We start from the raw sequence: 24,440 nt of genomic DNA, 5'->3' as shown, positions 1-24,440 counted from the left end.
CGACTGGTTCGGAGAGAGCCCTTGCGTAGGTCCGCGCCGTGTCGGCAATGTGACACGGCGTCGGGTGCGCTACTTGATCTTGCCCATCACGATCTTGGTGACGGCCTTCGCGTCGGCCTGGCCGCGCGTCGCCTTCATCACCGCGCCGATGATGACGCCCATCGGCTTCATGTTGCCGCTCTTGAGCTTCTCGACGACGTCCGGGTTGGCTGCGAACGCCGCGTCGACGGCGGCCTCGATCGCGCCCGTGTCCTCGACGATCTTGTAGCCGTGCTTCTTGACGACCTCGTCCGGGGTGCCCTCACCGGCGAGCACGCCGGCAACGGTCTGCTTGGCGAGCTTGTCGTTGAGCTTGCCATCAGCGATGAGCTTCTCGACCTCGGCCACGTCGGCCGGGGTGACCGGCAGCTCCTCGAGCGAGACGCCCTTGGCGTTGGCCTCGCGGCTCAGCTCGCCCAGCCACCACTTGCGGGCGCCGGCGGCGGTCGCGCCTGCCTTGACCGTGTCTTCGATCAAGTCGAGCGCGTCGGCGTTGATAATGTCGCGCATCTGCACGTCGGTCAGGTTCCATTCGGCCTTGAGACGATTGCGGCGTTCGCGAGGCATCTCCGGCATCTGCGCTTCGATCTCGGCGATGTGCTCCTTGGTGATGTGCAGCATCACGAGATCCGGGTCCGGGAAGTAGCGGTAGTCGTCCGCGTCGGACTTGACGCGGCCGCCGGCCGTGGTCTGCGTGGCTTCGTCCCAGTGGCGGGTCTCCTGCAGGATCTCCTTGCCTTCGTCGAGGCGGGCGGCCTGACGGCGGATCTCGTACTGGATGGTCTTTTCGATGCCGCGGAACGAGTTCACGTTCTTGGTTTCGGAACGCGTGCCGTACGGGGCGTCGGCGGACGGACGCAGCGAGACGTTCACGTCGGCACGCATGTTGCCCTGCTCCATGCGGGCGTGGGAGATGCCGAGCGCGCGCACGATGTCGCGGATGGCGCGCATGTAGGCACCGGCGATCTCCGGGGCACGGTCGCCCGCGCCCTCGATCGGCTTGGTGACGATCTCGATCAGCGGCACGCCGGCGCGGTTGTAGTCGACCAGCGAATGGTCGGCGCCTTCGATGCGGCCGTCGGCACCGCCGACGTGCGTGTTCTTGCCGGCGTCGTCCTCGATGTGCGCGCGCTCGATCGGCACGCGGAAGACGGTGCCGTCCTCAAGCTCGACGTCGAGGTAGCCGTTGCCGTTGGTTGGCTTGTCGTACTGCGAGATCTGATAGTCGCGCGGCATGTCCGGGTAGAAGTAGTTCTTGCGGGCGAACTGGCTCCACTCGGCGATCTCGCAGTGCAGGGCGAGACCCAGCTTGATCGCGTAGTCGACGGCGGTCTTGTTGACGACCGGCAGGCTGCCCGGCAGGCCGAGGCTCACCGGGGTCAGCTGGGTGTTCGGCTCGCCGCCGAACTCGATGTGCGCCGGGCAGAACAGCTTGGTGTTCGTGCACAGCTCGACGTGCGTTTCGAGGCCGAAGACCACATCGTACTTCTTGGTGGCATCGGCGTACTTCATCAGTTTTTCAGCCATAGTGCTTGTTCTCTTTCTTCCGATGCCTTACTCGGCGGCGTTCAGCCACGGGGTCTTCATGGACTGCCAGATCGGGCCGCCCCAATCCTCCTCGAGCGCGGCTTCGAGCGCGGCGGCGGGCTTGTACATGACCTCGTCGCGCTGCTGCGGCGCGATGAACTGGAAGCCGACCGGCAGGCCGTCATCCGACAGGCCGGCCGGGATGGACATGGCCGGCACGCCGGCGAGGTTGGCCGGGATGGTGGCGATGTCGTTCATGTACATGGCCAGCGGATCGTCCATCTTCTCGCCGAACTTGAACGCAGTGGACGGGCTGGTCGGGGCGACGAGCACGTCGGCCTGCTTGAAGGCGTTCTCGAAGTCGCGGATGATGAGCGTGCGCACCTTCTGCGCAGAGCCGTACCAGGCATCGTAATAACCGGCGGACAGGGCGTAGGTGCCGAGGATGATGCGGCGCTTGACCTCGTCGCCGAAGCCGGCCTCACGGGTGTAGGCCATCATGTTGGCGGCGGTCTGCGGTACGCCGGTCGGCGGCATGACGCGCAGGCCGTAGCGCATGCCGTCGTAGCGGGCCAGGTTGGAGCTGACCTCGGACGGCATGATGATGTAGTACGCGCCGAGCGAGTACTCGAAGTGCGGGCAGGAGACCTCCACGACCTCGGCACCCATCTCCTCGAGCTTCTTGACGGCCTCGTTGAAGCGGGCCTGGACGCCCGGCTGGAAGCCGTCGCCACCGAGTTCCTTGACGAGACCGACCTTCATGCCCTTGAGGTCGCGCTTGGCGCCTTCGCGGGCGGCGGCGACCATCGGGCGCGGTCCTTCCGGAATCGAGGTGGAGTCGCGGCGGTCATGGCCGCCGATGATCTCCTGCAGCAGCGCAGAGTCGAGCACCGTGCGCGAGACCGGGCCGATCTGGTCGAGCGAGGAGGCCATCGCGATCGCGCCGAAACGGGAGACACCACCGTAGGTCGGCTTGACGCCGACGGTGCCGGTCAGTGCGCCCGGCTGGCGGATGGAGCCGCCGGTGTCGGTACCGAGGGCGAGCGGGGCTTCAAATGCGGCGACTGCGGAGGCCGAACCACCGCCGGAACCGCCCGGGACGCGCTCGGTATCCCACGGGTTGTGGGTGGTCTGGTAGGCGGAGTGCTCGGTGGAGGAGCCCTGCGCGAACTCGTCGAGGTTGGTCTTGCCGAGGATCGGCATGCCGGCGGCCTTGAGCTTTTCGATGACGGTGGCGTCGTACGGCGGAATCCAGCCTTCGAGGATCTTCGAAGCTGCGGTGGTTTCGATGCCCTTGGTGACGATCATGTCCTTGATGGCGATCGGCACGCCGGCCAGTTCCGGCAGCTGTGCCTTTTCGTCCGCGCTCTTGGCGTCGAAGGCGTCGGCCTGCTCGCGGGCCACATCGCCGGAAACCTTGAGGAAGGCCTTGATGGACGGTTCGGCGGCCTCGATGACTTCGAGGTGCGCGTCGACCAGCTCACGGCTGGAGACCTCGCCGGACTTGATCTCGGCGGCCATGTCGGCCGCGGTGAGCTTGACCAGTTCGTTGGTTGCTTGCGTCATAACGGTTCTCACTCCTCGCTTCCCAGAATGCGCGGCGCGACGAACATGCCGGCCTCGGTCTTCGGAGCGCCCGACAGGGCCTCGGCCTGCGTGAGCGGCGTCTCCGCCACATCCGGACGCAGGTAGGCTTCCAGAGGGATCGGGTTGGCGGTCGGCGGCACATCGTCGGAGGCGACTTCCTGCACCTTGTTGATGGAGTCGGCGATGACGTTCAACTCGCCCTGCAGACGGGTGATTTCCTCATCGGTGAGCGCGATTCGGGCGAGATCGCCCAAATGCTCGATTTCTTCGCGTGTGAATGTAGGCATGCGCCCTACTATACGAGTCATTTGTGACACGCCTCTTACGCCGTCTCATCGCGTCACAGACGGCACCGCTGTGTCACCGGTACTGGGCGATGTAGCTGTGCATGGCGACTGCTGCGGCGGCTCCGGCGTTGATGGACCGGACGGAACCGAACTGGGATATGTAGACGACGTCGTCGGCCAGATCGAGGGCTTTCCGGCTCAGGCCCGGACCTTCCGCGCCGAACAGCAGCAGACAGCGTTTCGGGAACCGGTAGGTTTCGATCGGCACGGCGCCCGGAATGATGTCGAGTGCGATGACGCGCGCGGCTTCAAGCTCGCGGATGCGCGCATCGGCACGGGCGATGTCGGCGGTCGCTTCGGCCACTGCGGTTACGGCGGCGGAGGCGACTGCACGATCGTCGATCGGCGGTGTGCCGGTCGCGCATGACGATGCGATCGTATGGGCCTTGATCGCGGCGGCCTTAGCCTGCGCACGTTCGTAGGCGATTTCGCCGGCGATGCGGTGATGCCAGCACTCGATCAGTTCGGTGATGGACGGGTGGTATTCGACGTGCTGGTACAGTTCGGTCATCAGCGCGCCCTTGCGGTTCCATTTGTGCGGGCCGACGATGTGGACACGGTTCGCGGTGAACGCATTGGCGGTGCGCACCATGGATCCGATGTTGAAGTCGTGCGTCCAGTTTTCGACGGCGACTTCAAAATCGTGACGGCCACGTGCGTCGAGGTCGGCCTTGATGGCGTTGACCGTCCAGTAGCGGTACCGGTCGAGCACGTTGCGGCGGTCACCCTCATCGAGCAGCTGCGGGTCAAATCTTGCGTCGAAGTTCGGGGATGCCGGATCGTCGGGGCGCGGCTCATCGGGATGGACCTCAGCCCACGGTCCGACGCCGACCTCGCGGAAGGACGGTTCGCCGGACATCTTGGCTGCTAACGAAACGGGATTGGGCGTATGCATTGAACTCCCTCAGTCGCTGCGTAACGCTCCCCTGCCAGGGAAGCCGAATGTTGGCATCGGTCAGCGCAGTTCGGATTCGTGGTAGACCTCGACGAACGGCAGTTCGTGAACACCGTCGTCGACCGGGTTGACGACCTTGATGGTCGGCTGATCCATGTCGACGCCGCCGATCAGCGAGGCGATGGCCACCACTTCGGCGCCTTCATGCTCCACGACGCCGAAATCAAGACTCAATTCGTTGCCGTTACGCAAGGTGACCAGCGACGAGGTCTGCACATAGGATTTCTCCGACAGCCATGAATCCAGCAGGATCACGCGCTTGCCCTTGATCGACGGACCCTTGATCGACGGATACACGAAGTCCATCACGAATCCGTCCAGATCCTCGCCACGCGAGGCGGCGGCGAGGATCATCGCCGACACCAGCGGCACGGCGGCCGCCGTCAATGCACCGACCGCGTCGAAATCGTCGACCGAATAGCCTTGCTCTTCCAAGGTGTCGAGCAGGATATGGCCGACGATGGCGGCACCGCGATGGTCGAACGTCACATCCGACAGCTCGCAGAACGGACGACCGGCCAGTTCGGTCTTCAGCAGCTGCTTGAGCTGGTCGCGGGGGTCGAGCAGCGCGAACGGCGTCTCGGCATCGGACGCGGCGGACGCGCCGCCGGCGGCAACGGAAACGCCTGTCTTGCGGAAGGATTTCTCTTCGGTCATGGTTGTTAGCCTATCGTCTCGTGCCGTCAATCGGCGTTGTCGTCGGGCTGGATTTCCGGCGCGGTGAGCTCTCGGATATCGGCCTTGCCGGAATCGATGATGTCAACCGGTTCGATGATCTTGCTGCCGTCGATCTTCTGCAGTTTGCGCGCGGTGACGAGCACCCGCGATTCCAGCGATGTGGCGAACTGGTTGTAGGCGCCCACCGTTTTGGTGATGGCCGTGCCCAGTTTGGTGGCACGCTCGCCCAGTACCGCGAACCGCTCGTACAGCTCGCGGGACAGATCGAACAGCCTCTTCGCGTCATCGGTCAGGCTTTGCTGCTGCCACGCGTAAGCCACCGACTTGAGCACCGCCCACAACGTCACCGGCGACGTCAGCGCCACCTTGCGAGCGAACGCGTCGTCCATCAGCGTCGGATCGGCCTCGAGGGCCGCCTGCAGCAGCGCCTCGTTCGGAATGAAGGCAACCACGAAATCCGGGGCGATGTCGAATGCGTTCCAATATGCCTTGTCGCCCAGGGTCTTCACATGGTCACGCAACGCCTTGGCATGTGCCCGCAGCAGATCGGCGCGCCGGTCCAGCTCTTCGGGCGACGCGGTCTCCGGGATCTCGCATGCCCGCTGGTAGTCCGCATACGGCACTTTCGCATCGATCGGAATCGTCTTGCCGCCCGGCAGATGCACGATCATGTCCGGTCGCTGGATGCGCCCGTCCGTGCCGGTCACCACCACCTGCGTGTCGAAATCGACATGCTCCAGCAGCCCCGCCGACTCCACGATGTTACGTAGCTGCGCCTCGCCCCATGCGCCACGCACCTTGTTGTTGCGCAGTGCGGCCGACAGCGAGCTGGTCTCGCGATCCAACCGCGCCTGCTGCTCGCCGAGGCCTTTGAGCTGCTCCCCCAATGCGCCCATCTCGCGCTTGCGCCCTTCTTCGATCTGCGAGACCTTCTGCTGCAACGCGTCGAGGTTCTTCTGCACGGGTGCCAATGCGGACAGCACCTTGCTCTGCTCCTCCAGCGAAGCGGATTGCTCCGCACGCTTGCGTTCCGCCTCGGCGGCGGCCTTGTCCCGTTCGTGTTGGATGCGGATCTGCTCGGCCTGCTGGGCCTGTGCCAACTGCGATTTGGCGAAGGACAGCTGCTGGCCAAGCCCCTCGATCTGACCACGCAGTTCTGCCGCCTGCGCGGTCAGCTGCACCACTTGGGCGCGGGCCGCATCACCATCCGCCCGCGCCGCCTCCAGCTCGCCCGTCCGCGCGCCGCGGGCCATCTCCTGCCCGCGCGACTTGCCCAGCAGGAACCCTGCGGCCAGCCCCAACGCCGCCGCCACGATCATCACCGCGATCACCACGGCCACCGTCATCACATTGTCGAACATATGTTCTAGTGAAACGTACGGCATGGACGATGCCCTGCACGCGTGTCGCAAGCGGTCATCAGCCGCGTACGACACCGCCGGAAGCCATGCAGCCCCTACGACTTCACCAGTCGCGCGATCGCGGCCGACGCCTCCCGCAGCTTCTCGTCCGCGACCTCGCCGCCGTCGATCGACGCCCGCCGCACACAGTGGCTTAGATGATCGTCCAGCAGCAGCAACGCCACCGATTTGAGCGCCGAATTCGCCGCGGAGATCTGCGTGAGCACGTCGATGCAGTACCGATCATCCTCGACCATCTGCGTCACGGCGCGAATCTGCCCCTCGATGCGCCTCAGCCGCGCGACCACCTTGGCCTTGTCCTCGTCATATCCATGCATCGCAACCTCCCATCGATCAGACGATTCACCCATGAGCTGAACCACGACACCCATTATACCCCATAGGGGTATTGGGTATACTCTAGTACACGGCGATACGATACAGAGAGGAAACCGGCAGAAGGAGCAGGTCATGGAACCAAACATCTTTCTCATCGCGGCCGCGGTGCTGGCGGCCGCCGCATTGACATGGCTGATCATACGGTTCTTCTTCGCGCCGCAGCAGGGCACCGCCGGCACGTTGACGGACGGCATGCAGACCGCCACGATCACCGTCAAGGGCGGCTACTCCCCCGCCGTAATCGAGATGCAGGCCGGCACGCCGATCACGCTCACCTTTGACCGGCAGGAAACCGGCGAATGCACGTCGCATGTCGTGTTCGGCGACCTCGCGCTCGACGCGATGCTCCCCGGCAACGTGCGTACCGACGTGCAGCTGCCCGCACTGCCGGCCGGTGAGTATCCGTTCGCCTGCGGTATGAATATGGTGCATGGGCTGCTGCGGGTGACCGGTGACGGCGGCAGTGAAACGGCAAACGTTGGCAGTGCGGGCACGACGACAGCACGCCCAGCGGCAGCAACGACATCAGCGGCAACAGCAAGCACCACCCCGGCATCCCCGACCGACGCGCTGACAGCGGAACGCCGCGAATCCGAGGAGCGTACCAAGGAGATTCGCCAGCTCACCAGACTCGTCATCATCGGCACCGTGCTGACGCTGCCGGTGTTCGCGCCGATGATGCTCATGCTGCTACCCGGCGGCCACGCCATCGTGCCGATGTGGCTGATGAACCCGTGGCTGCAGGCGCTGCTCGTCACCCCGGTTATGTTCTACTGTGGCGCGCCGATTCACCGCGTCGGCTGGCCGGCGCTTATCCACCGCGCGCCCGACATGAACTCGCTGGTCACGCTTGGCACGACCGCCGCCTACGTGTACAGCCTTGCGCTGTGCGTGATGTCGTCGCTGTTCCCGGAAGGTTCGCGTGAACCGTATTTCGAATCGGTAGGCGTGGTGATCACGCTGGTGCTGGTCGGTCGTCTGCTCGAAACAAAGGCCCGCGAGGGCACCGGCAAAGCCGTGCAGTCGCTGATCAAGCTGCGCCCGCGCACCGCGCATATCCTGACGGCAAACGCCGATGCCGAGCACACAGATTGGTACCACGACGCAAACGTTCGCGATATCACTATCGACGATGTGAAGACCGGCGACCTGCTGGTCGTCCACGCCGGCGAGCGCATTCCGGTCGACGGCGAGATCGTCGACGGCGAAGCGACCGTGGACGAGTCGATGATCACCGGCGAATCGAAGCCGGTCGTCAAAACCGCGGATACGCACGCAGCCGATCACGACGGCAGCGCAAACGACAGCACCAGTCCAGCCGCGCGGTCCTTGACCGGCGCGACGGTGCTGCTCAAGGGCGATCTGCTGATGCGCGCCACGCAGGTGGGCGGCGAGACGGTGCTGGCACAGATCATCGCGATGGTTTCACGCGCACAGGCCACGAAGGCGCCGGTGCAGAAGCTGGCGGACAAGATCGCCCGCATTTTCGTGCCGGCGGTGATGATCGTAGCGGTATGGACGTTCGCGATCTGGCTGGCGATCGGACCTGAACCACGGCTGGCGCATGCATTGGTGACGGCGGTGAGCGTGCTCATCATCGCCTGCCCGTGCGCGCTGGGATTGGCAACACCGCTGTCGGTGACTGCTGCGATGGGTCTGGGTGCAACGAACGGCGTGCTGGTCACGTCGGCGAAGGCGTTGGAACAGGCGCACGACATTCGCACGGTCGTGTTCGACAAGACCGGCACGATCACGCGCGGCGTGGTGGATGCGGATACGACGGGCGGCGCGGCACCCAGCTACGAGCATGATCCGGTCAAAGAAGGCTCGCGTGAGGCAGTGGCCGCGCTGCGTGCGGCCGGCGTCCGCACGGTGATGCTGTCCGGCGACCGCGCCGAGGTCGCCGTGCGCATCGCCCGCGAGGTCGGTATCGACACGGTGATCGCGCAGGTCAAGCCGGACGGCAAGGCATACTGGATCCGCCAGTTGCAGGCCGCACGCGATCTGACGCACGATACGCACGCCGTCCGTACGGATAAAACCGCAGCCGCAACGTCCGCAACTGCACCGTCGCCGACGATCGGCAATGTACCGGACGGTCTGATCGCGATGGTCGGCGACGGCATCAACGACGCACCCGCGCTCGCGCAGGCCGATCTCGGCATCGCGATCGGCACCGGCACCGACGTGGCGATGCAGTCGGCCGACGTGACGCTGATGAACGGCGATTTGCGCGGTGTACTGAAGACGATCAACCTGTCGAACGCGACGATGCGCAACATTCGTGAGAATCTGGCGTGGGCGTTCGGCTACAACGTGATCGGCATCCCGGTCGCGGCCGGCGTGCTGTACCCATTCACCGGCTGGCTGCTCAGCCCGATGATCGCGGGGCTGGCGATGGCGTTGAGCTCGGTGTGTCTGGTGCTGAACGCGAACCGGCTGCATGGCGTGCGGATCAGTGACGTCGCGGTGCCGGCAGACGGTGACGATACGACACGCATCGCCGCCACCGCCGACGAAACCGCAACCGCAACGTCCACCCGCGAACCGCAGGTCATCATCGACGAGCACACCGAACTCACGCACTTGGAACCGAACGGCCAGTCCCACGGTTCCGACAGTACAATGTCCACCAATTCCAACGACAAGGAGCATCCCATGGATATGCATCACATGCACATGCACGCCGCGCCGACCGACGGCGAAACCGCCACCGATCCGGTGTGCGGCATGACCGTCGCCGTGACCGCGGACGCGATCACCCGCGAATACAACGGCAAGACGTACTACTTCTGCGGCGAACACTGCGCGAACAACTTCGCCAAGGCCCCGCAGATCTTCCTCGAGCAGTAGTCACACTGCATGCAACGAGCGAAGGCCCGGAAGGATATCCTTCCGGGCCTTCATCATGTCAGCTACACGCCACGGCAGCAACAACCGGCTATCAGTCGGCCTTCACGTCGTCGACGTGCACCGAACCGTCGTCGTCCGGATCGGTCGGCATGGCGTTGAGCTCGAGGTGATCGCCGCCGGTCTGGTCGACGAGCACCGTGTCGCCGTCGTGCACCTTGCCGGCGAGCAGCATGCGGGCCAGCTGGTCGCCGACCTCGGTCTGCACCAGACGACGCAGCGGACGCGCGCCGTACGCCGGATCGTAGCCGGTGTCGGCGAGCCATTCGCGCGCGGCGTCGGTGACGTCGAGGCGGATACGGCGATCGGTGAGGCGAGACGCGACCTGCGCGACTTGGATGTTCACGATGCCGCCCAGTTCCTCGCGGGTGAGCGGGTGGAACATGACGATCTCGTCGAGACGGTTCAGGAACTCCGGCTTGAAGTTCATGTGCACCGCGTCCATCACGGCCTTCTTCTTGGCGTCCGCGTCCATGTCCTGGTTGACGAGGAACTGCGAGCCCAGGTTGGAGGTCATGATGAGGATCGTGTTCTTGAAGTCCACGGTCCGGCCCTGACCGTCGGTTAGGCGACCGTCGTCAAGCACCTGCAGCAGCACGTCGAAGACTTCCGGATTGGCCTTCTCGACCTCGTCGAACAGCACTACCGAATACGGGCGACGCCGCACGGCCTCGGTCAGCTGGCCGCCCTCCTCGTAGCCGACGTAACCCGGCGCGGCGCCGATCAGACGCGACACGGAGGCCTTCTCCATGTATTCGCTCATATCGATGCGCACCATGGCCTTCTCGTCGTCGAATAGGAAGTCGGCGAGCGCCTTCGCCAGTTCGGTCTTGCCCACGCCGGTCGGGCCGAGGAACAGGAACGAGCCGGTCGGACGGTTCGGGTCGGAGATGCCGGCACGCGAGCGGCGCACGGCGTCGGACACGGCCGCGATGGCTTCCTTCTGGCCGATCACACGCTTGCCGAGGTACTCCTCCATGTGCAGGAGCTTCTCGTTCTCGCCCTGCATGAGGCGACCGACGGGGATGCCGGTCCATTCGGAGACGATGCCGGCCACCGAATCGGCGTCGACGTGGTCCGGGACCATCGGTTCGGGCTTGTTCGCGCCGTCCGCCCCCTCGGTGGACTCGGCGTCGGCCTTCTCGGCCGCGTCGAGCTGCTTCTGGATCGCCGGGATCTCGCCGTACAGAATGCGGCTTGCCTCGGCCAGGTTGCCCTCGCGGGTGAACTTGTCGGCCTTCACGCGCAGCGCGTCCATCTGGGCGCGCAGGTCGCCGACCTTGTTGTGGCCGGCTTTCTCCGCATCCCAACGGGCCTTGAGTCCGGCGAGCTTCTCGCGCGCGTCGGCCATTTCGGCCTGCAGCTTCTCGAGACGCTCCTTGCTTGCCGGATCCTCGGCCTTCTTGAGCTGCATCTCCTCCATCTCGTAGCGCGTCACCTTGCGCTGGAGCTCATCGATCTCCTCCGGGGAGGAGTCGAGTTCCATGCGCAGGTGTGCGGCCGCCTCATCGACCAGATCGATGGCCTTGTCGGGCAGCTGACGGCCGGAAATGTACCGGTTGGACAGCGTCGCGGCCGCGACCAGCGCATCGTCGCCGATCGTCACCTTGTGGTGCGCCTCGTAGCGCTGCTTGAGGCCGCGCAGAATCGCGATCGTGTCCTCGACGGAAGGTTCGCCGACGTACACCTGCTGGAAACGACGCTCCAATGCCGGATCCTTTTCGATGTTCTCGCGGTATTCGTCGAGCGTGGTCGCACCGATCAGGCGTAGCTCGCCGCGCGCCAGCATCGGCTTCAACATATTGCCGGCGTCCATCGAGCCTTCGGCGGCACCCGCGCCGACGATCGTGTGAATCTCGTCGATGAACGTGATGATCTCGCCGTTCGCGCTCTTGATCTCGTTGAGGACGGCCTTCAGACGTTCCTCGAACTCGCCACGGTACTTGGAACCGGCCACCATCGACCCGAGGTCGAGGGAGATCAGCTTCTTGTTCTGCAGCGTGGTCGGCACGTCGCCGGCGACGATGCGCTGCGCGAGCCCTTCGACGACGGCGGTCTTGCCGACGCCAGGCTCGCCGATCAGCACCGGGTTGTTCTTGGTGCGGCGGCTTAGGATCTGGATGACGCGGCGGATCTCCTGATCACGGCCGATCACCGGGTCGAGCTTGCCTTCCTTCGCGGCGGCCGTCAGGTCGGTCGAGTACTTCTCGAGCGCCTTGTACGAGACTTCCGCGTCCGGGCTGGTGACCTTCGCGCCGCCGCGGATGCCGGGGACGGCCTTGCGCAGGGCCTCCGGGGTCACGCCGTTCTGGCGGAGGATGTCGGCCGACTGGTTCGGCGCGCTTGCCGCGATGCCGATGAGCAGATGTTCGGTGGAGACGTATTCGTCGCCCATCGCCTGCATCTCCTTCTCGGCCTGCGCGAGCGCGGCGGTCAGCTGGCGGCTGGCCTGCGGCTGCGACGTGGTGGAACCGCTGGCGCTCGGCAGCGCGACGAGCGCGTTCCTCACGGCAGCGCCGATGGCCTGCGGATTGCCGCCCGCGGCCTGAATAAGTCCTTGGATGACGCCGTTCTCCTGACGCAGGAGCGCGTCCATGACATGCAGGGTCTCGACCTGCGCGTTGCCCGCGGCGGACGCGCTCTGGATCGCGTCGCCGATCACCTGCTGGGCCATAGTGGTGAACTTCTGTTCCATACCGACCTCCCAAATAAGTCTTGTACCTGCGATCGATCAGATTCGACCGCAGGGTCTTCGTTCGTTTCTGACTTACTCAACCGGACTGCCACCCATTCTATTCCCAAAACTTGAGTCTGACACACTCAAGTTTGGAAAATCGTCATCCATCCACACCGCAATACGCCGCACACCGCCGCAACATATCCGCGCCTAGACTAGGCACCGGAACCATTCGCGAGAGAGACTTCGAGAGACCATGATCTTCCAATCCGGCGCGCTGCTCATCGCCATCCTCGGCACGTACGCGCTCAAGCATCTGCACATCTTCGGCGAGCGCGACTACAAGGTGGCACAGGGCATCGTGTTCAACATGACGCTGCCGTGCGCGATCATCCTGTCGTTCGCCACGAACAGGCACGACATGCGCATGCTGTGGATCGTATTGTTCGGCTTCTTCGCCTGCGCGATCCCGCTGTTCGTCGTGTTTCTCGGCTCGCGCGGCGACGAACGCAACTACCGCGCGTTCCAGATGCTCAACGCATCCGGTTTGAACCTCGGCGCGTTCTGCCTGCCGGTGGTGCAGACGTTCATGGGCGCGTCGGCCGGCCTGCCGATCATCATGCTGGATATCGGCAACGCGACGGTCGCGACGGCGGGCTCACTGACGATCACGCGCACGCTGCTGCACATGGACGACAATTTCCGATCGCTGCCGCTCAGTCTGCGGCTGCGCAACATCGCGCATGATTTCCTGGGATCGATTTCGTTCGATATCTACATGTTGATGCTGGTGTTCATGTTCCTGCACATCACCATTCCGCAGCCGATCATCACATTGATCACGCCGTTCGCCAACGCGAACGCGTTCTGCGCGATGGCGATGATCGGACTCATGATGGAGATTCCGGACAATCGCAAGGACCGGATCGAGCTGTTGAAAGTGATCGCGTGGCGCGCCGTGTTCGGCGTGATCATCGCCGTCGCCGCGTGGTTTATTCTGCCGTTCGACATGCGCATCCGCGAGATCATCGTGCTCGGCTCGTTCGCCCCGATCACGATCTTCTCGACCAAATTCACCGATTCGCTCACCGGCAACGCGAAGCTCGCCGGCTTCTCCCTGACCGTCACCGCGATCCTCAGCCTCATCGTCATGACGATCCTGCACGCCCTGCTGCCGACGGCGTAGGCCGACGCACGCCAACAGACGCACATCAATAATGGGCGCACGTCAACGACGGGCGCAACAAAACGGGCGTATGAATACCCCCAACGGACATACAGCCGAAAACCGCATCCGAATCGGCCGTATGTCCGTTGAACACAATCCGTTACCACAATCCAGCTGAGTCGTCAGCCTGAATACACAAACGGACATACAGCCGAAAACGATACCCGAATCGGCTGTATGTCCGTTGAACGTACGTCTCAGTGCGCGTTGAGCACGTCCGTCGGCTCAGCCCTGCACGGTCCCGCAATTTCGGACGGCCTACGGCCGACTCAACATGACCTCGCTCACGCTCGGCTCGCGCAGGACGAAAGTCCACCGGACTTTCGTTTACCCCTGCACGGTCCCGCAATTTCGGACGACCTACGGCCGACTCAATTCTGGCCTCGCTCACGCTCGGCTCGCGCAGGACGAAAGTCCACCGGACTTTCGTTTACCCCTGCACGACCACGTTGCGCAGGTCGCCGATGCCCTCGACGTGCACGATCGGCTCGTCGCCGGGGCGCAGCGTACCAGACGCGTTCGGCGTGCCGGTGAGGATCACGTCGCCGGGCAGCAGCGTGGAGAAGCTCGAGATCGCAGCGATCTGTTCGGGGATGCCATGGATGAGGTTCGCGGTGGTGCCGCTCGCCATCGGCACGTCCTCGCCATTGAGCGTGAACGAGATCTTCGCATCGCGCCAGTCGAGGTCGTCGCGCGCCACGATCCACGGGCCGAGCGGGCACGACGTGTCGAAGCCCTTCGCACGCGTCCACATCGGATCCACGCCCTGCAGGTCACGCAGCGTCACGTCGTTGACGCAGGTGAAGCCGAGCACGTAGTCCATGGCCTTCTCGACCGGCACGTTCTTGGCGATGCGCCCCATCACCACGGCCACCTCCGGCTCGAAGTTCATGTCGTGGCTGAACGGCGGAATGACGATCGGGTCGTCGGGACCGATCACGGAAGTCGAAGGCTTGGTGAAGATCATCATGTTCTCCGGCGCGTGCGCGATCTCGGAATGGCCGGCTTCGTGCATGAACTGCGCGTGGGCCTCGTAGTTCTTAGCCAGACCGAACACCTTGGACGGCAGCACCGGCGCGAGCAGACGCACACCTTCGGCGTCCAACGCGTACCGGTTGCCGGTCGGCTGCATGGTGCCGGCGCCGAACGGGTAGCCTTCGAGCTCGATCAGATAGTCCTTGCCGTCGGTCGGGTCGTTCTGCACGAACGCGTACCGCGGGGTGTTGTTGAGGGAAAATCGTGCAATTCTCATGCCGTCCAGTGTAGCCGCCCGTGTAGTCGCTGGTGAAGCTGCCTGCGAACGGCCAACCGCACATATGATCACGTTACGGTCACGATACAGCCACGCGCGAAACCGTCACGAACCGTCCGTCACATCTACCTCCGGTACCGCGACGGTCCCGCGTGCCGCATCACCATCCACGGCGTATGCCGCAGCCGCGTGACGATCGCGACGAGCAGCCATCCGCCGAGCAGCAGTCCGCCGCCGACGAGTAGCGCGTCGGTACGCCCGTCGTGAATGTCGGCCGGCTCCGGCGCCGGCACGGGGATCTCCACACGATGACCGCTCACCAGCAGACGATGCGTGTTCACGCCGTACGGCGTGCAGGTCATGAGCGTGAGCCGATCCTCTCCCTTGACGATCTTCAACTGGCTCGTGTCGTCCGGCAGGATCACGCTGATCCGGTCGACCTGATAGCCGATCGTCTCGCCCATGACCTCGACGTACATGAAGTCGCCTTTCCTGACCTCGTCGAGTCGCGTGAACATGAGCGCCTCGACCAGACCGCGGTGACCGGTGATCACGGAGTGCGTGGACGCGCCGCCGACCGGCAGGCTCGTGCCGTACAGGTGGCCGGCTCCGGAGGCGAGCGCCTCCTCGCTGGTGCCATGGTAGATCGGCAGTTCGATCGACACGGTCGGCACTTTGATCGTGCCCATCACGCCGTTGCCGGAATCGAGTAGCGACTGGTATTCCTTGTCTTTGGACGCGGCCGAATCCTCGCCTTTCGCATGCGAACCACCGCTTTGCGATGAGAACGGATCGACAGCCTCGCCGAGGATCGGCTGACCGGATTCGGCGAGTTTGGCGTTGTAGTCGTGCGCTGCCTTCAGTGCGTCCTCGGCCTGCGGGTACGGCCATCCTTCGACGTGCTGCGCGGATTCGCTGGACGTGCGCGCGAGATCCAGCGAGCTTTTGTACTGCATGGCTACGGGAAATCCGGCCACGCCGATCGCCGCGGCGAGCAACAGGATGGTCAGGATGCGCATGACGAACAGCGAGCGACGCAGACGGCGGCGTTCCGTGGCTACGTCGGTTACGTCGATGACATCGGGGAACGCGAGGTCGCCGTAGACCACCGGCTGCGCGCCGCCCTGCGGACGACGGGGCATATGACGCCCTGCAGCCTGTGTTGCACGAGACATACGACTCCCCTTCCTTCTGCCGCGCATACCGCGGCCGCACACCATCGATAGTCTACCGCCGATCCCCGCGCACCCACACCCCCTTTCATCACGGGGGCACGGGGTGGGGTGGGTTTCCTTGGGTTGCACACGCCACGGCCCTGCCCGGCGTGTGCAACCCAAGGAAACCGCGCCGAAAACCTCGGTCCGTACACGCATATCGGCCCGTCGGCGTGGGCAACCCTAGGAAACCCACCCAGAACAGTCATGCCGGACGGGCGATGGACCGGGTGACGGCTGGCGTGGAGGCCGCAGCCCCGCTCCACATCAGATGAACGCGCGTTCGCCGAAGATCGCGGTGCCGACGCGCACGATGGTTGAGCCTTCGGCGATGGCGAGCGCCATGTCGTGCGTCATGCCCATCGACAGCTCGGTGCAATGCTCGGTGCCGGGCGCGCCCGCGTCGAGGATCTGGTCGCGGGTCTTGCGCAGGTGCGCGAAGCCGCGGCGGATCGTGCGTTCGTCGTCGACGTGTGCGCCGATGGTCATCAGGCCCTGCAGCTCGATGCCGTCGAGCGAACCGATGCGCTGCGCGAGCAGGATCGCATGGGCCGGGTCGCAGCCGGATTTGGAGGCCTCGCCGGACTCGTTGACCTCAAGCAGCACGCCGACGTTGATGCCGTGCATGACGGCGCGGCGGGAGATCTTTTCGGCGAGGTCGATCGAATCGACGGATTCGATGGTGTTGACAACGGGCAGCACCTTGCCGATTTTGTTGGCCTGCAACTGGCCGATCAGATGGAACGGAATGTGTGCGACGTTAGCGTTCGGTGTCGGCAACGACTGTTCGGCCGCGGCGTCCGTCGCGCTCAGCGACAACCCGCGTTCCGCGCATAGCCGTTGCAGTCCCGCGGCCTTCGCGACGACCTCCTGCGGCCGGTTTTCGCCGATCATGCGCACGCCGGCGTCGATCGCGGCCATGATCTCGCCGACGTCGCGCGTCTTCGTGGCAGCCAGCAGCCGCACGGAACCGGCCTTGCGCCCGGCGTCGGCTTCGGCCTGCGCGATCGTGTCCAGCACGCGATGTACGCCGTCCGCGATCTGCCGCGTCCGTTCGGTGTCGATGATCTCATTGGCGAGGTCCTTGTGGTCCATATAAGCCGTCATACCGCTCCCCTTATGTCATAGTTGTTTTTCATAGTAGCCGGATTCATACGGTGATCAATGTTGCGTATTTCACTGTGACCACGGTGATCGACCAGTGAAGATTCGTGTCGTGCCGGCTTGTCCATGACCGGTTACGACTGGATACGAACGAATATGTTCGCCGATGATCGGATACGACCAAACCGTCGAAGATCATGATCATATGGTGAACGGATCATCCGGCACACAACGGTCCTCACGATGAGCGGCGACCGCATTCCACGAGAACGCAGGCAGCAGATCGGCGGCAGCGCACGGCTCCGGCCCGTTCTGCAGACCGAGCAGCCAGCCGCAGTAGCCGATCACCTGCGCCGCGGTGACGCCGCGGGCGCGCAGCACACCCATATCCAGTGAACGCTGCCGTTTGGCGAGGCGACGGCCGGCGGCGTTGTCGATCAGCGGCAGGTGGGCGAACTCCGGCTCGGAGGCGCTGGCACCGGCATGCCAGCCGGCCTGTCGCAACCGTTCTCGGATGTACAGCTGCAACGCGGTCGACCGGAGCAGATCACGGCCTCGCACGATGTCGGTCACGCCCATGTCGAGATCGTCGACGGTGACGGCCAGCTGGTACGCGAACAGCCCATCGGCGCGTCTGATCACCGTATCGCCGAGATCACGGGCGAGGTTGAACGTCTGTCGTCCGAAGACATGATCGTCGAACGTCACGTTGCGATCGGGCGCGAACAGTCGCAGCGAATGCTGTCGCCCGGCTTTGAGCCGGGCCGTCACGGCGTCGGGATCCTCGATCAGCAGACACCGGCACGTGCCCGGATACACGACGAATCCGTCGCCCTCCTGCGGCGCGGACGCGGCACGGATGTCGGCGCGCGAACAGAAGCAGGGATACACGGTCTCCGACCCGTACACCGTATCGTCACAACGGCCGTCGTCTGCGCACACCGCCCTTACATCAGTCCCGCCATCATCACCATTCCCGCACAACGCGCGAATAGCTTCACCATACCTATCCAAACGATCGGATTGATACACGGGATCTCCATCCCAGTTCAATCCCAGCCAGGTCAGGTCGTCCATGATCCATCGGTCGGCGTCACGCAGCACGCGCGGCCGGTCAATGTCCTCGATACGCAGGATCATGCGGTCTCCTTGCGCACGGGCCGACAGCCATGCGGCCAGCATGGCATAGATATTGCCCAGATGCATACGGCCCGAAGGCGTCGGCGCGAATCGTCCGGTCATGCGTTCACCCTATCCACAATTCATCGTCCAGCGGCCATTCGTTGGCCACGCATCCGTCGAGATGCATGGACTGCTCCTGCATGAGCGGCGCACGCTGGCCCGCACCCGCGCAGGTCGTTTCGTTGTCGATGTGTCCGAGCCGGTGACCGACCTCGTGGTTGATGACCATTTCACGGTAGCGTTCGAACGTGCCGCCTGCGTCGAGCCATGCGTTCACGGCGTTGTTCCAACGGTCGTCGTTGATGATGACCTGCTGGCCGACACGGCAGCTGTATTCCGGCGAACAGTACGGGGAGAACTCGGACATCGTGTTCGCTGCGGCGAGGATGATGTCCATGTCGGCGGTGCCGCAGTCGCGCTCCGCGACCGGGCGGAACGTTGCGCCGGCCCGGGGCCATCCGTGTGGATCGTTCAACGTGGAGAAGACGGTATTGGCGAATGCGGTCGTGCTGCCCACGTCGCCGCGGGTCTGTAGGCAGTAAGTGTATACGACCGGGTCGGCACCGTCGTTCGCGGCCTTCGCCGTGGATTCGGCCTTCCGCAGGATAGCCGATTGCTCGCGATCGCTCAGTGGTTTCGCTGCGGTGTCGGCCGCCAGCATCGCGGCGCGGTCGGCGGCCTTCACATCCGTCGTCTTGGCGGCATCGTTCGCCCGCTCTGAGGTGCCGGACGGTTTCGAGGTCTTGGACGAGCCGTGACCGTCATCCGCCTTGGTCGTCGCCTCCGCAGCATTGCGATCATTCGTCGAACGGTCGTCGGCGGCCTGCGACGATCCGGTCATCGCCGCCACGCGGTATCCGCGCAGCATCCATCCCGCCGAAGCCGTCGAACACCATACACCCGCCGTCAGCAGCACGGCCACGAGCACGACGGCGACGCGCCGGATCATGGATACGCGATCCGTATTCCATCGGCCACCGAGCCGGCCGCGTAGCAGATCGAGGAAACGGAACGGAGGCAGTATCGGCCGTTTCATGATCACCCCTCAACGATTTCTTCACGACATGCGATCAACGATCACATATTCAGCACAACCATCGCATGCCGCACACAGTATAGCCACATCCATATCAATGCGGGCGACCCTCCCGCATCGGCAGGAGGATCGCCCGCACAGTCACCGCGATGATCGGACCGGCACCTCCGATCCCATCATCAGCGGTGCATCCGCCACCGTCGGCAGCGGATCACGCAAAGAACGCGTTGAACAGCCACGCGCCGATGATCGCACCCACGATCGGCGCGACGACCGGGATCCACGCCTCGTTCCAACGCGAGGTGCCCTTGGACGGAATCGGCAGGATGGCGTGCAGGACGCGCGGCATGAGGTCACGGGCCGGGTTCAGGCCAGGGCCGGTCGGGCCACCCATCGAGGTGACGAGGCCCCACACGATGAAGCCGACGACGATCGCGGCCGCGGCCGGGTCCTTCTCGCCCCACGGGTCCATCAGGCAGCACAGCGCGCCGAAGACGAGCACGAGCGTGCCGAACATCTCGTTGAGGAAGTAGTTGAGCTTCTTGTTGTCGGCGTCGGTGGTACAGAACGTGGCGAGGATGGCTTCAGCGTCCTCGGTGTCCTTGTAGTGCGGGTAGTAGGTCAGATAGACGATGAACTGGCCGAGCGCCGCGCCGAGCAGCTGCGCGATGATGTACGGCAGCACCTCGTTCCACGGGAACATGCCGTTGATGGCCTGCGCGAGGGTCATGGCCGGGTTGATATGCGCGCCAGAGACCGCGCCGAACATGAGGACCGGGAACATGACGCCGAAGCCGTAACCCATGGCGATGTTCAGCCAGCCAGCGTGATGGCCCTTGGTGTTCTTGAGCTCGACGTTGGCCACGGAGCCGTTGCCGAAGATCATGAGAATGGCGGTGCCGAAGAACTCGGCCGCCAGTTTGGTGAAGAGGGAGTATTCCACTGCTGCTTCTTTTCTCTCTTGAACGGATGATGCGACTGCGGCGCGAACGCGCCAAGCAAACTCCGTAATTCTACGCCGAGGGCTAAACGTACGACAGCCCTTACCCCCTCCGGTCTCCGCGTGGCAGAAAACGCTCGCTGAGGCGTCCGTCAGCGAGCGTTTTCTGCCACGCCACATACTGCGTGGCGGTTTTCGCTCGCCAACGATCGTCTCAGCGAGCGAAAACCGCCATCAGCAAACCGAGTCGAAAAAACAAAAAAAGGCCGGAATCTTGCGATTCCGGCCTTATCTGTGCCCCCGCAGGGATTCGAACCCTGGACACGCTGATTAAGAGTCAGCTGCTCTAACCAACTGAGCTACAGGGGCGTTGGCTAGCTGTTGAAGTGTTCCTTGCAACGAGTGATAAATATACTCAGATTCTTCCGGCGCGCAACTCACGGCGTGTCGCCTTTATTTCCAACGATTTCAAAATCGCGATTTTTCATCGGAAACCACCGCAGGAGACTGCAAATCATCGACCGGAATCATATCTTCACATTTTCATTACATATATCCTTCCACGCCGACCCCTCCCCTCCCCAACGGACATACAGCCGATCACCTCCCCGGAATCGACTGTATGTCCGTTATAGAAAATGAGAACGTCACAGGAGAGGCGCTTCTGCACGCAGGTATGCCGCCACACACGCCCATCTCCTCAGCACGCACACTCGGCCCCTCGGCACACGCAACCGCCCACACCCCGCCCGGATACACAAAAAGCCCCGCCAGCGGCGAACCGCATGACGGGGCAATGCTTAAGCTCAGACTTATATCCCTATAGAGTCTGGATGATCCCGGCGCGAGCCGGAATGAATCACTCGGCGACGACCTTCACGAAGAAGGACGCGGTGATCTCCGGGTGCAGGGCGACCTTGGCCGGGAAGTCACCGGTGGTCTTGATCGGCTCGACCTCGATGTTCTTCGGGTTCACGGCGGCCTTGTCGGACAGCGCGATGGCGATCTTCTCGGCGGTGATGGAGCCGAAGAGCTTGCCGGATTCGGACACCTTGGCGGCGATCTCGACGGTGGTGCCCTCGATGATCTCCTTGGCGGCGACGGCCTCTTCGCGGGTGGCGACGGCCTTGGCCAGACGGGCGCGCTTCATCGCCTCGATCTGGGCGGCGGCACCCTTGCTCCACGCGAAGGCGAGGCCCTGCGGGAACAGGTAGTTGCGGGCGTAGCCGGACTTCACCTCGACGACGTCACCGGAGTGACCGAGGTTGGCAACGGTATCGGTAAGAATAACCTTGGTATCAGCCATGTTCCTTTACCTCCTCAGATCAGCGGCCGGAAGTGGCGTACGGCAGCAGGGCCATCTCGCGGGCGTTCTTGATCGCCTTCGAGATCTCGCGCTGCTCCTGCACGGTGACACCGGTGATACGACGGGAACGGATCTTGCCGCGATCGGAGATGAACTTGCGCAGCAGCGCAACGTCCTTGTAATCGATCGTGGTGATCTTGGCAGCCTTCAGCGGGTTCGGCTTCTTCTTGAACGGCTTGACCGGCGGCTGCGGCCTCTTGCGTGACATTTGGATGTTCTCCTTACAAACTCATGAATTATTCGCTTCGTAAGCAAACGCTGCGGTCGCGCACGTCATGCGACGGTGCGCGGTGCGACGGGACGTTCGCGGCGTGGCGTGGTACGGGGCCCGGATCAGAACTCCGGTTCGTCGGATGCGCCGAAGTCGGTGGATCCACCGAAATCGGAGCTGCCGCCGAACGTCATGCCGCTGCTCGCGGTGTCCGGGGAACCCCACGGATCCGCGGCGGGCTGCTGCTGGGCCGGAGCCGACTGCGGTGCGTGCGAGGCGGACGCGCCACCGGAATATCCGGCGCCGCCTTGGTATCCGTTGCCGCCGGAGTAACCGGCACCACCCGAATAGCCGCCATTGCCGCCAAAACCGCCGTTGCCGGCGTTCTGGCCACCGTTGAAGCCCTGACCGCGTCCCGCGAAACCGCCTTGACCGCTCGAAATGCGGTTCACCTGGGCGGTGGCGTAACGCAGCGACGGACCGATCTCGTCGACCTGCATCTCCACGACCGTGCGCGTCGAGCCGTCCTGCGCCTGATAGGAGCGCTGCTGCAGACGGCCCTGCGCGATCACACGCATGCCCTTGGTCAGGGTCTGTGCGCAGTGATCGGCCAGATCACGCCATGCGCTGCACCGCATGAACAGCGCCTGACCGTCCTCGAACTGGCCGGACTGGCGGTTGAATGTGCGCGGCGTAGAGGCGATGGTGAAGCTCGCGACGTTCGCGCCGGAGCCGATGGTACGCAGCTCGGGGTCGGACGTGAGGTTGCCGACCACGGTGATAATCGTTTCGCCTGCCATGACGTTACCTTCTTACTTACGGTTGCTTACGATTCAGCGGTATCGCTGAGGAAAGCTTTACTTGGCGTCCTTACGAAGGATCTTCGTACGGATCACGGACTCGTTGAGGTTCAGCACACGATCGAGCTCAGCGCTGGTGTCGGGCTCGGCGGTGTAGTTGACCACGACGTAGTTGCCTTCGGTCTTGCCGGCGATCTCGTAAGCGAGCTTGCGACGCCCCCAGATGTCGGTGTTCTCGACGGAACCACCTTCCTTGGTGACGAGTTCCAGATACTGCTCGGTCAGCTTCTTCAGACCGCGCTCATCCAGCTCGGGATCGGCAATGAACATCAGTTCGTACTTATGCGCAGACATCACCCACCTCCTTCGGACTATTCGGCCACGGACTTTCCGCGGCAGGAGTGTGTATACGCGTCGCTCGCGCACGCGGCGCGGGCAACCTGTACAGAATAACCCGGCCGTCGGACAGTCGTCGTGCTCACGCGGTGAGTGTCGTCTCCACCGTCGTTGTTATATTGGAATGTGGCTTGTTTCCACGTATTTGTTATTGGTTTGGAAGGCGGATTATGTCGGCGATTCTCGAGGGCACACCGGATAAGCGACTCGTGCTGGTGACCGGACGCGCGTACCCGGAACTGGCGGATGAGGTGGCGTCGTGCCTGGGAACACAGGTGCTCGAGACCACGGCGTACGACTTCGCGAACGGTGAGATGTACGTGCGGTACACCGAGCCGGTGCGCGGTGCGGACGCGTTCGTGCTGCAGTGCCACACCGACCCCATCAACAAGTGGATCATGGAGCAGCTCATCATGATCGACGCGATGAAGCGCGCATCGGCCCGCTCCGTCACCGTGGTCGCACCGTTCCTCGGCTATTCGCGTCAGGACAAGAAGCACCTCGGCCGCGAGCCCATCACCGCCCGCCTGATCTTCGACCTGTTCCGCGCCGCCGGCGCCGACCGCATGATGACGATCGACCTTCACGCCGCGCAGGAGCAGGGCTTCTTCAACGGTCCGGTCGATCACCTGACCGCCACGCCGGTGCTGCTCGACTACGTGCGCAACAACGTGCCAATGGAGCATGCGACGATCGTTTCGCCGGACGCCGGACGCATCAAGGTGTCCGAACAGTGGGCCGCCAAGCTCGGCAACCTGCCGCTCGCGTTCATCCACAAGACGCGCGACACGACGCGCCCGAACCACGCGACCGCACACGGCATCATCGGCGACGTCAAGGGCCGCGACTGCGTGGTCGTAGACGACATGATCGACACCGCCGGCACGATCTGCGAGGCGGTGCGGACGCTGCGCAATGCGGGCGCCGCGTCCGTCACGCTGGTCGCCACGCACGGTCTGCTGTCCGGTCCGGCCATCGAACGGCTGCGCGACTGCGGCGCGCGCGAGATCATCGTCACGAACACCGTGCCGGTGCCGGAGGAGAAGCGTCTGCCGAACATGACCGTGCTGTCGGTCGCGCCGCTGCTGGCCGCCGGCATCCGTTCCGTGTTCGAGTCGCGCTCGGTCACGCACCTGCTCGAGGGGCTGCCGTCGGACATGCGCCCCCGCAACATCTACGCGTGACACGCACG

The 24,440-nt window shown here is 64.1% G+C and carries 20 protein-coding genes, 1 tRNA gene and 2 pseudogenes; 3 read left to right on the top strand and 20 right to left on the bottom strand.

What is annotated here, in order from left to right:
- Positions 1–69 precede the first annotated feature (69 nt).
- From gatB to DSM100688_RS03430, 8 genes and pseudogenes are all read right to left on the bottom strand, one after another.
- The gene (gatB, locus tag DSM100688_RS03460) at positions 70–1,566 is read right to left on the bottom strand and encodes an Asp-tRNA(Asn)/Glu-tRNA(Gln) amidotransferase subunit GatB (RefSeq protein ID WP_152357773.1); all 1,497 of its coding nucleotides are present in this window, start codon (positions 1,564–1,566) and stop codon (positions 70–72) included.
- A gap of 27 nt (positions 1,567–1,593) precedes the next feature.
- The gene (gatA, locus tag DSM100688_RS03455) at positions 1,594–3,132 is read right to left on the bottom strand and encodes an Asp-tRNA(Asn)/Glu-tRNA(Gln) amidotransferase subunit GatA (RefSeq protein ID WP_152357772.1); all 1,539 of its coding nucleotides are present in this window, start codon (positions 3,130–3,132) and stop codon (positions 1,594–1,596) included.
- Between the two features lie 8 nt (positions 3,133–3,140).
- Positions 3,141–3,440, bottom strand: a complete 300-nt coding sequence (gatC, locus tag DSM100688_RS03450; protein WP_152357771.1) for an Asp-tRNA(Asn)/Glu-tRNA(Gln) amidotransferase subunit GatC — start codon at positions 3,438–3,440, stop codon at positions 3,141–3,143.
- A 73-nt stretch (positions 3,441–3,513) separates the two neighbouring features.
- Positions 3,514–3,825 (bottom strand): annotated as a pseudogene (locus tag DSM100688_RS12320) (TrmH family RNA methyltransferase); the annotation flags it as partial.
- A gap of 45 nt (positions 3,826–3,870) precedes the next feature.
- Positions 3,871–4,395: pseudogene (locus tag DSM100688_RS12315) on the bottom strand (RNA methyltransferase); the annotation flags it as partial.
- 60 nt (positions 4,396–4,455) lie between these two features.
- On the bottom strand, positions 4,456–5,112 hold the full coding sequence (locus DSM100688_RS03440) for a type I phosphoribosyltransferase (protein WP_152357769.1): 657 nt from the start codon (positions 5,110–5,112) through the stop codon (positions 4,456–4,458).
- A gap of 26 nt (positions 5,113–5,138) precedes the next feature.
- Entirely contained in the window at positions 5,139–6,494 is a 1,356-nt protein-coding gene (locus DSM100688_RS03435) for a DNA recombination protein RmuC (RefSeq protein ID WP_152357768.1), read from the bottom strand.
- Positions 6,495–6,589: 95 nt separating this feature from the next.
- Positions 6,590–6,871: a metal-sensitive transcriptional regulator gene (locus DSM100688_RS03430; RefSeq protein WP_152357910.1), complete on the bottom strand. Its 282-nt coding sequence runs from the start codon at positions 6,869–6,871 to the stop codon at positions 6,590–6,592.
- Between the two features lie 133 nt (positions 6,872–7,004).
- Between DSM100688_RS03430 and DSM100688_RS03425 the strand changes: the two genes are divergently transcribed.
- Entirely contained in the window at positions 7,005–9,785 is a 2,781-nt protein-coding gene (locus DSM100688_RS03425; protein ID WP_152357767.1) for an HAD-IC family P-type ATPase, read from the top strand.
- Between the two features lie 91 nt (positions 9,786–9,876).
- Here DSM100688_RS03425 and clpB read toward each other — a convergent pair whose 3' ends face one another.
- Entirely contained in the window at positions 9,877–12,537 is a 2,661-nt protein-coding gene (gene clpB, locus DSM100688_RS03420) for an ATP-dependent chaperone ClpB (RefSeq protein ID WP_152357766.1), read from the bottom strand.
- Between the two features lie 238 nt (positions 12,538–12,775).
- Between clpB and DSM100688_RS03415 the strand changes: the two genes are divergently transcribed.
- The gene (locus DSM100688_RS03415; protein ID WP_152357765.1) at positions 12,776–13,705 is read left to right on the top strand and encodes an AEC family transporter; all 930 of its coding nucleotides are present in this window, start codon (positions 12,776–12,778) and stop codon (positions 13,703–13,705) included.
- A gap of 472 nt (positions 13,706–14,177) precedes the next feature.
- On the opposite strand, the gene DSM100688_RS03410 is transcribed toward DSM100688_RS03415, so the two are convergent.
- From DSM100688_RS03410 to rpsF, 11 genes are all read right to left on the bottom strand, one after another.
- Positions 14,178–14,999, bottom strand: a complete 822-nt coding sequence (locus DSM100688_RS03410; RefSeq protein ID WP_152357764.1) for a fumarylacetoacetate hydrolase family protein — start codon at positions 14,997–14,999, stop codon at positions 14,178–14,180.
- A gap of 125 nt (positions 15,000–15,124) precedes the next feature.
- A complete protein-coding gene (locus tag DSM100688_RS03405; protein ID WP_239519335.1) occupies positions 15,125–16,141 on the bottom strand; it encodes a class C sortase in 1,017 nt (338 codons plus the stop codon).
- 339 nt (positions 16,142–16,480) lie between these two features.
- Positions 16,481–17,320, bottom strand: a complete 840-nt coding sequence (locus tag DSM100688_RS03400; protein ID WP_152357762.1) for a YggS family pyridoxal phosphate-dependent enzyme — start codon at positions 17,318–17,320, stop codon at positions 16,481–16,483.
- Positions 17,321–17,518: 198 nt separating this feature from the next.
- Complete coding sequence (locus DSM100688_RS03395; protein ID WP_152357761.1) at positions 17,519–18,559, bottom strand: glutamyl-Q tRNA(Asp) synthetase; 1,041 nt, start codon at positions 18,557–18,559, stop codon at positions 17,519–17,521.
- Positions 18,560–18,563: 4 nt separating this feature from the next.
- On the bottom strand, positions 18,564–19,535 hold the full coding sequence (locus DSM100688_RS03390) for a DUF3152 domain-containing protein (protein WP_239519319.1): 972 nt from the start codon (positions 19,533–19,535) through the stop codon (positions 18,564–18,566).
- Positions 19,536–19,746: 211 nt separating this feature from the next.
- Positions 19,747–20,478: an MIP/aquaporin family protein gene (locus DSM100688_RS03385; RefSeq protein WP_152357760.1), complete on the bottom strand. Its 732-nt coding sequence runs from the start codon at positions 20,476–20,478 to the stop codon at positions 19,747–19,749.
- A 292-nt stretch (positions 20,479–20,770) separates the two neighbouring features.
- A tRNA-Lys gene (locus tag DSM100688_RS03380) sits at positions 20,771–20,844 on the bottom strand.
- A gap of 490 nt (positions 20,845–21,334) precedes the next feature.
- A complete protein-coding gene (rplI, locus tag DSM100688_RS03375; RefSeq protein ID WP_152357759.1) occupies positions 21,335–21,781 on the bottom strand; it encodes a 50S ribosomal protein L9 in 447 nt (148 codons plus the stop codon).
- Positions 21,782–21,800: 19 nt separating this feature from the next.
- The gene (gene rpsR, locus DSM100688_RS03370) at positions 21,801–22,049 is read right to left on the bottom strand and encodes a 30S ribosomal protein S18 (RefSeq protein ID WP_033496388.1); all 249 of its coding nucleotides are present in this window, start codon (positions 22,047–22,049) and stop codon (positions 21,801–21,803) included.
- Positions 22,050–22,174: 125 nt separating this feature from the next.
- On the bottom strand, positions 22,175–22,852 hold the full coding sequence (locus DSM100688_RS03365) for a single-stranded DNA-binding protein (protein WP_152357758.1): 678 nt from the start codon (positions 22,850–22,852) through the stop codon (positions 22,175–22,177).
- A gap of 57 nt (positions 22,853–22,909) precedes the next feature.
- The gene (gene rpsF / locus DSM100688_RS03360; protein ID WP_152357757.1) at positions 22,910–23,206 is read right to left on the bottom strand and encodes a 30S ribosomal protein S6; all 297 of its coding nucleotides are present in this window, start codon (positions 23,204–23,206) and stop codon (positions 22,910–22,912) included.
- 212 nt (positions 23,207–23,418) lie between these two features.
- Between rpsF and DSM100688_RS03355 the strand changes: the two genes are divergently transcribed.
- On the top strand, positions 23,419–24,432 hold the full coding sequence (locus DSM100688_RS03355; protein WP_152357756.1) for a ribose-phosphate diphosphokinase: 1,014 nt from the start codon (positions 23,419–23,421) through the stop codon (positions 24,430–24,432).
- Positions 24,433–24,440 lie beyond the last annotated feature (8 nt).

Origin of the sequence: Bifidobacterium ramosum, assembly GCF_009299505.1 — a bacterium.
Taxonomy (GTDB): domain Bacteria; phylum Actinomycetota; class Actinomycetes; order Actinomycetales; family Bifidobacteriaceae; genus Bifidobacterium; species Bifidobacterium ramosum.
Note: the sequence above shows the minus strand (reverse complement) of the source record. Positions and strands in the feature narration are given on the sequence as shown.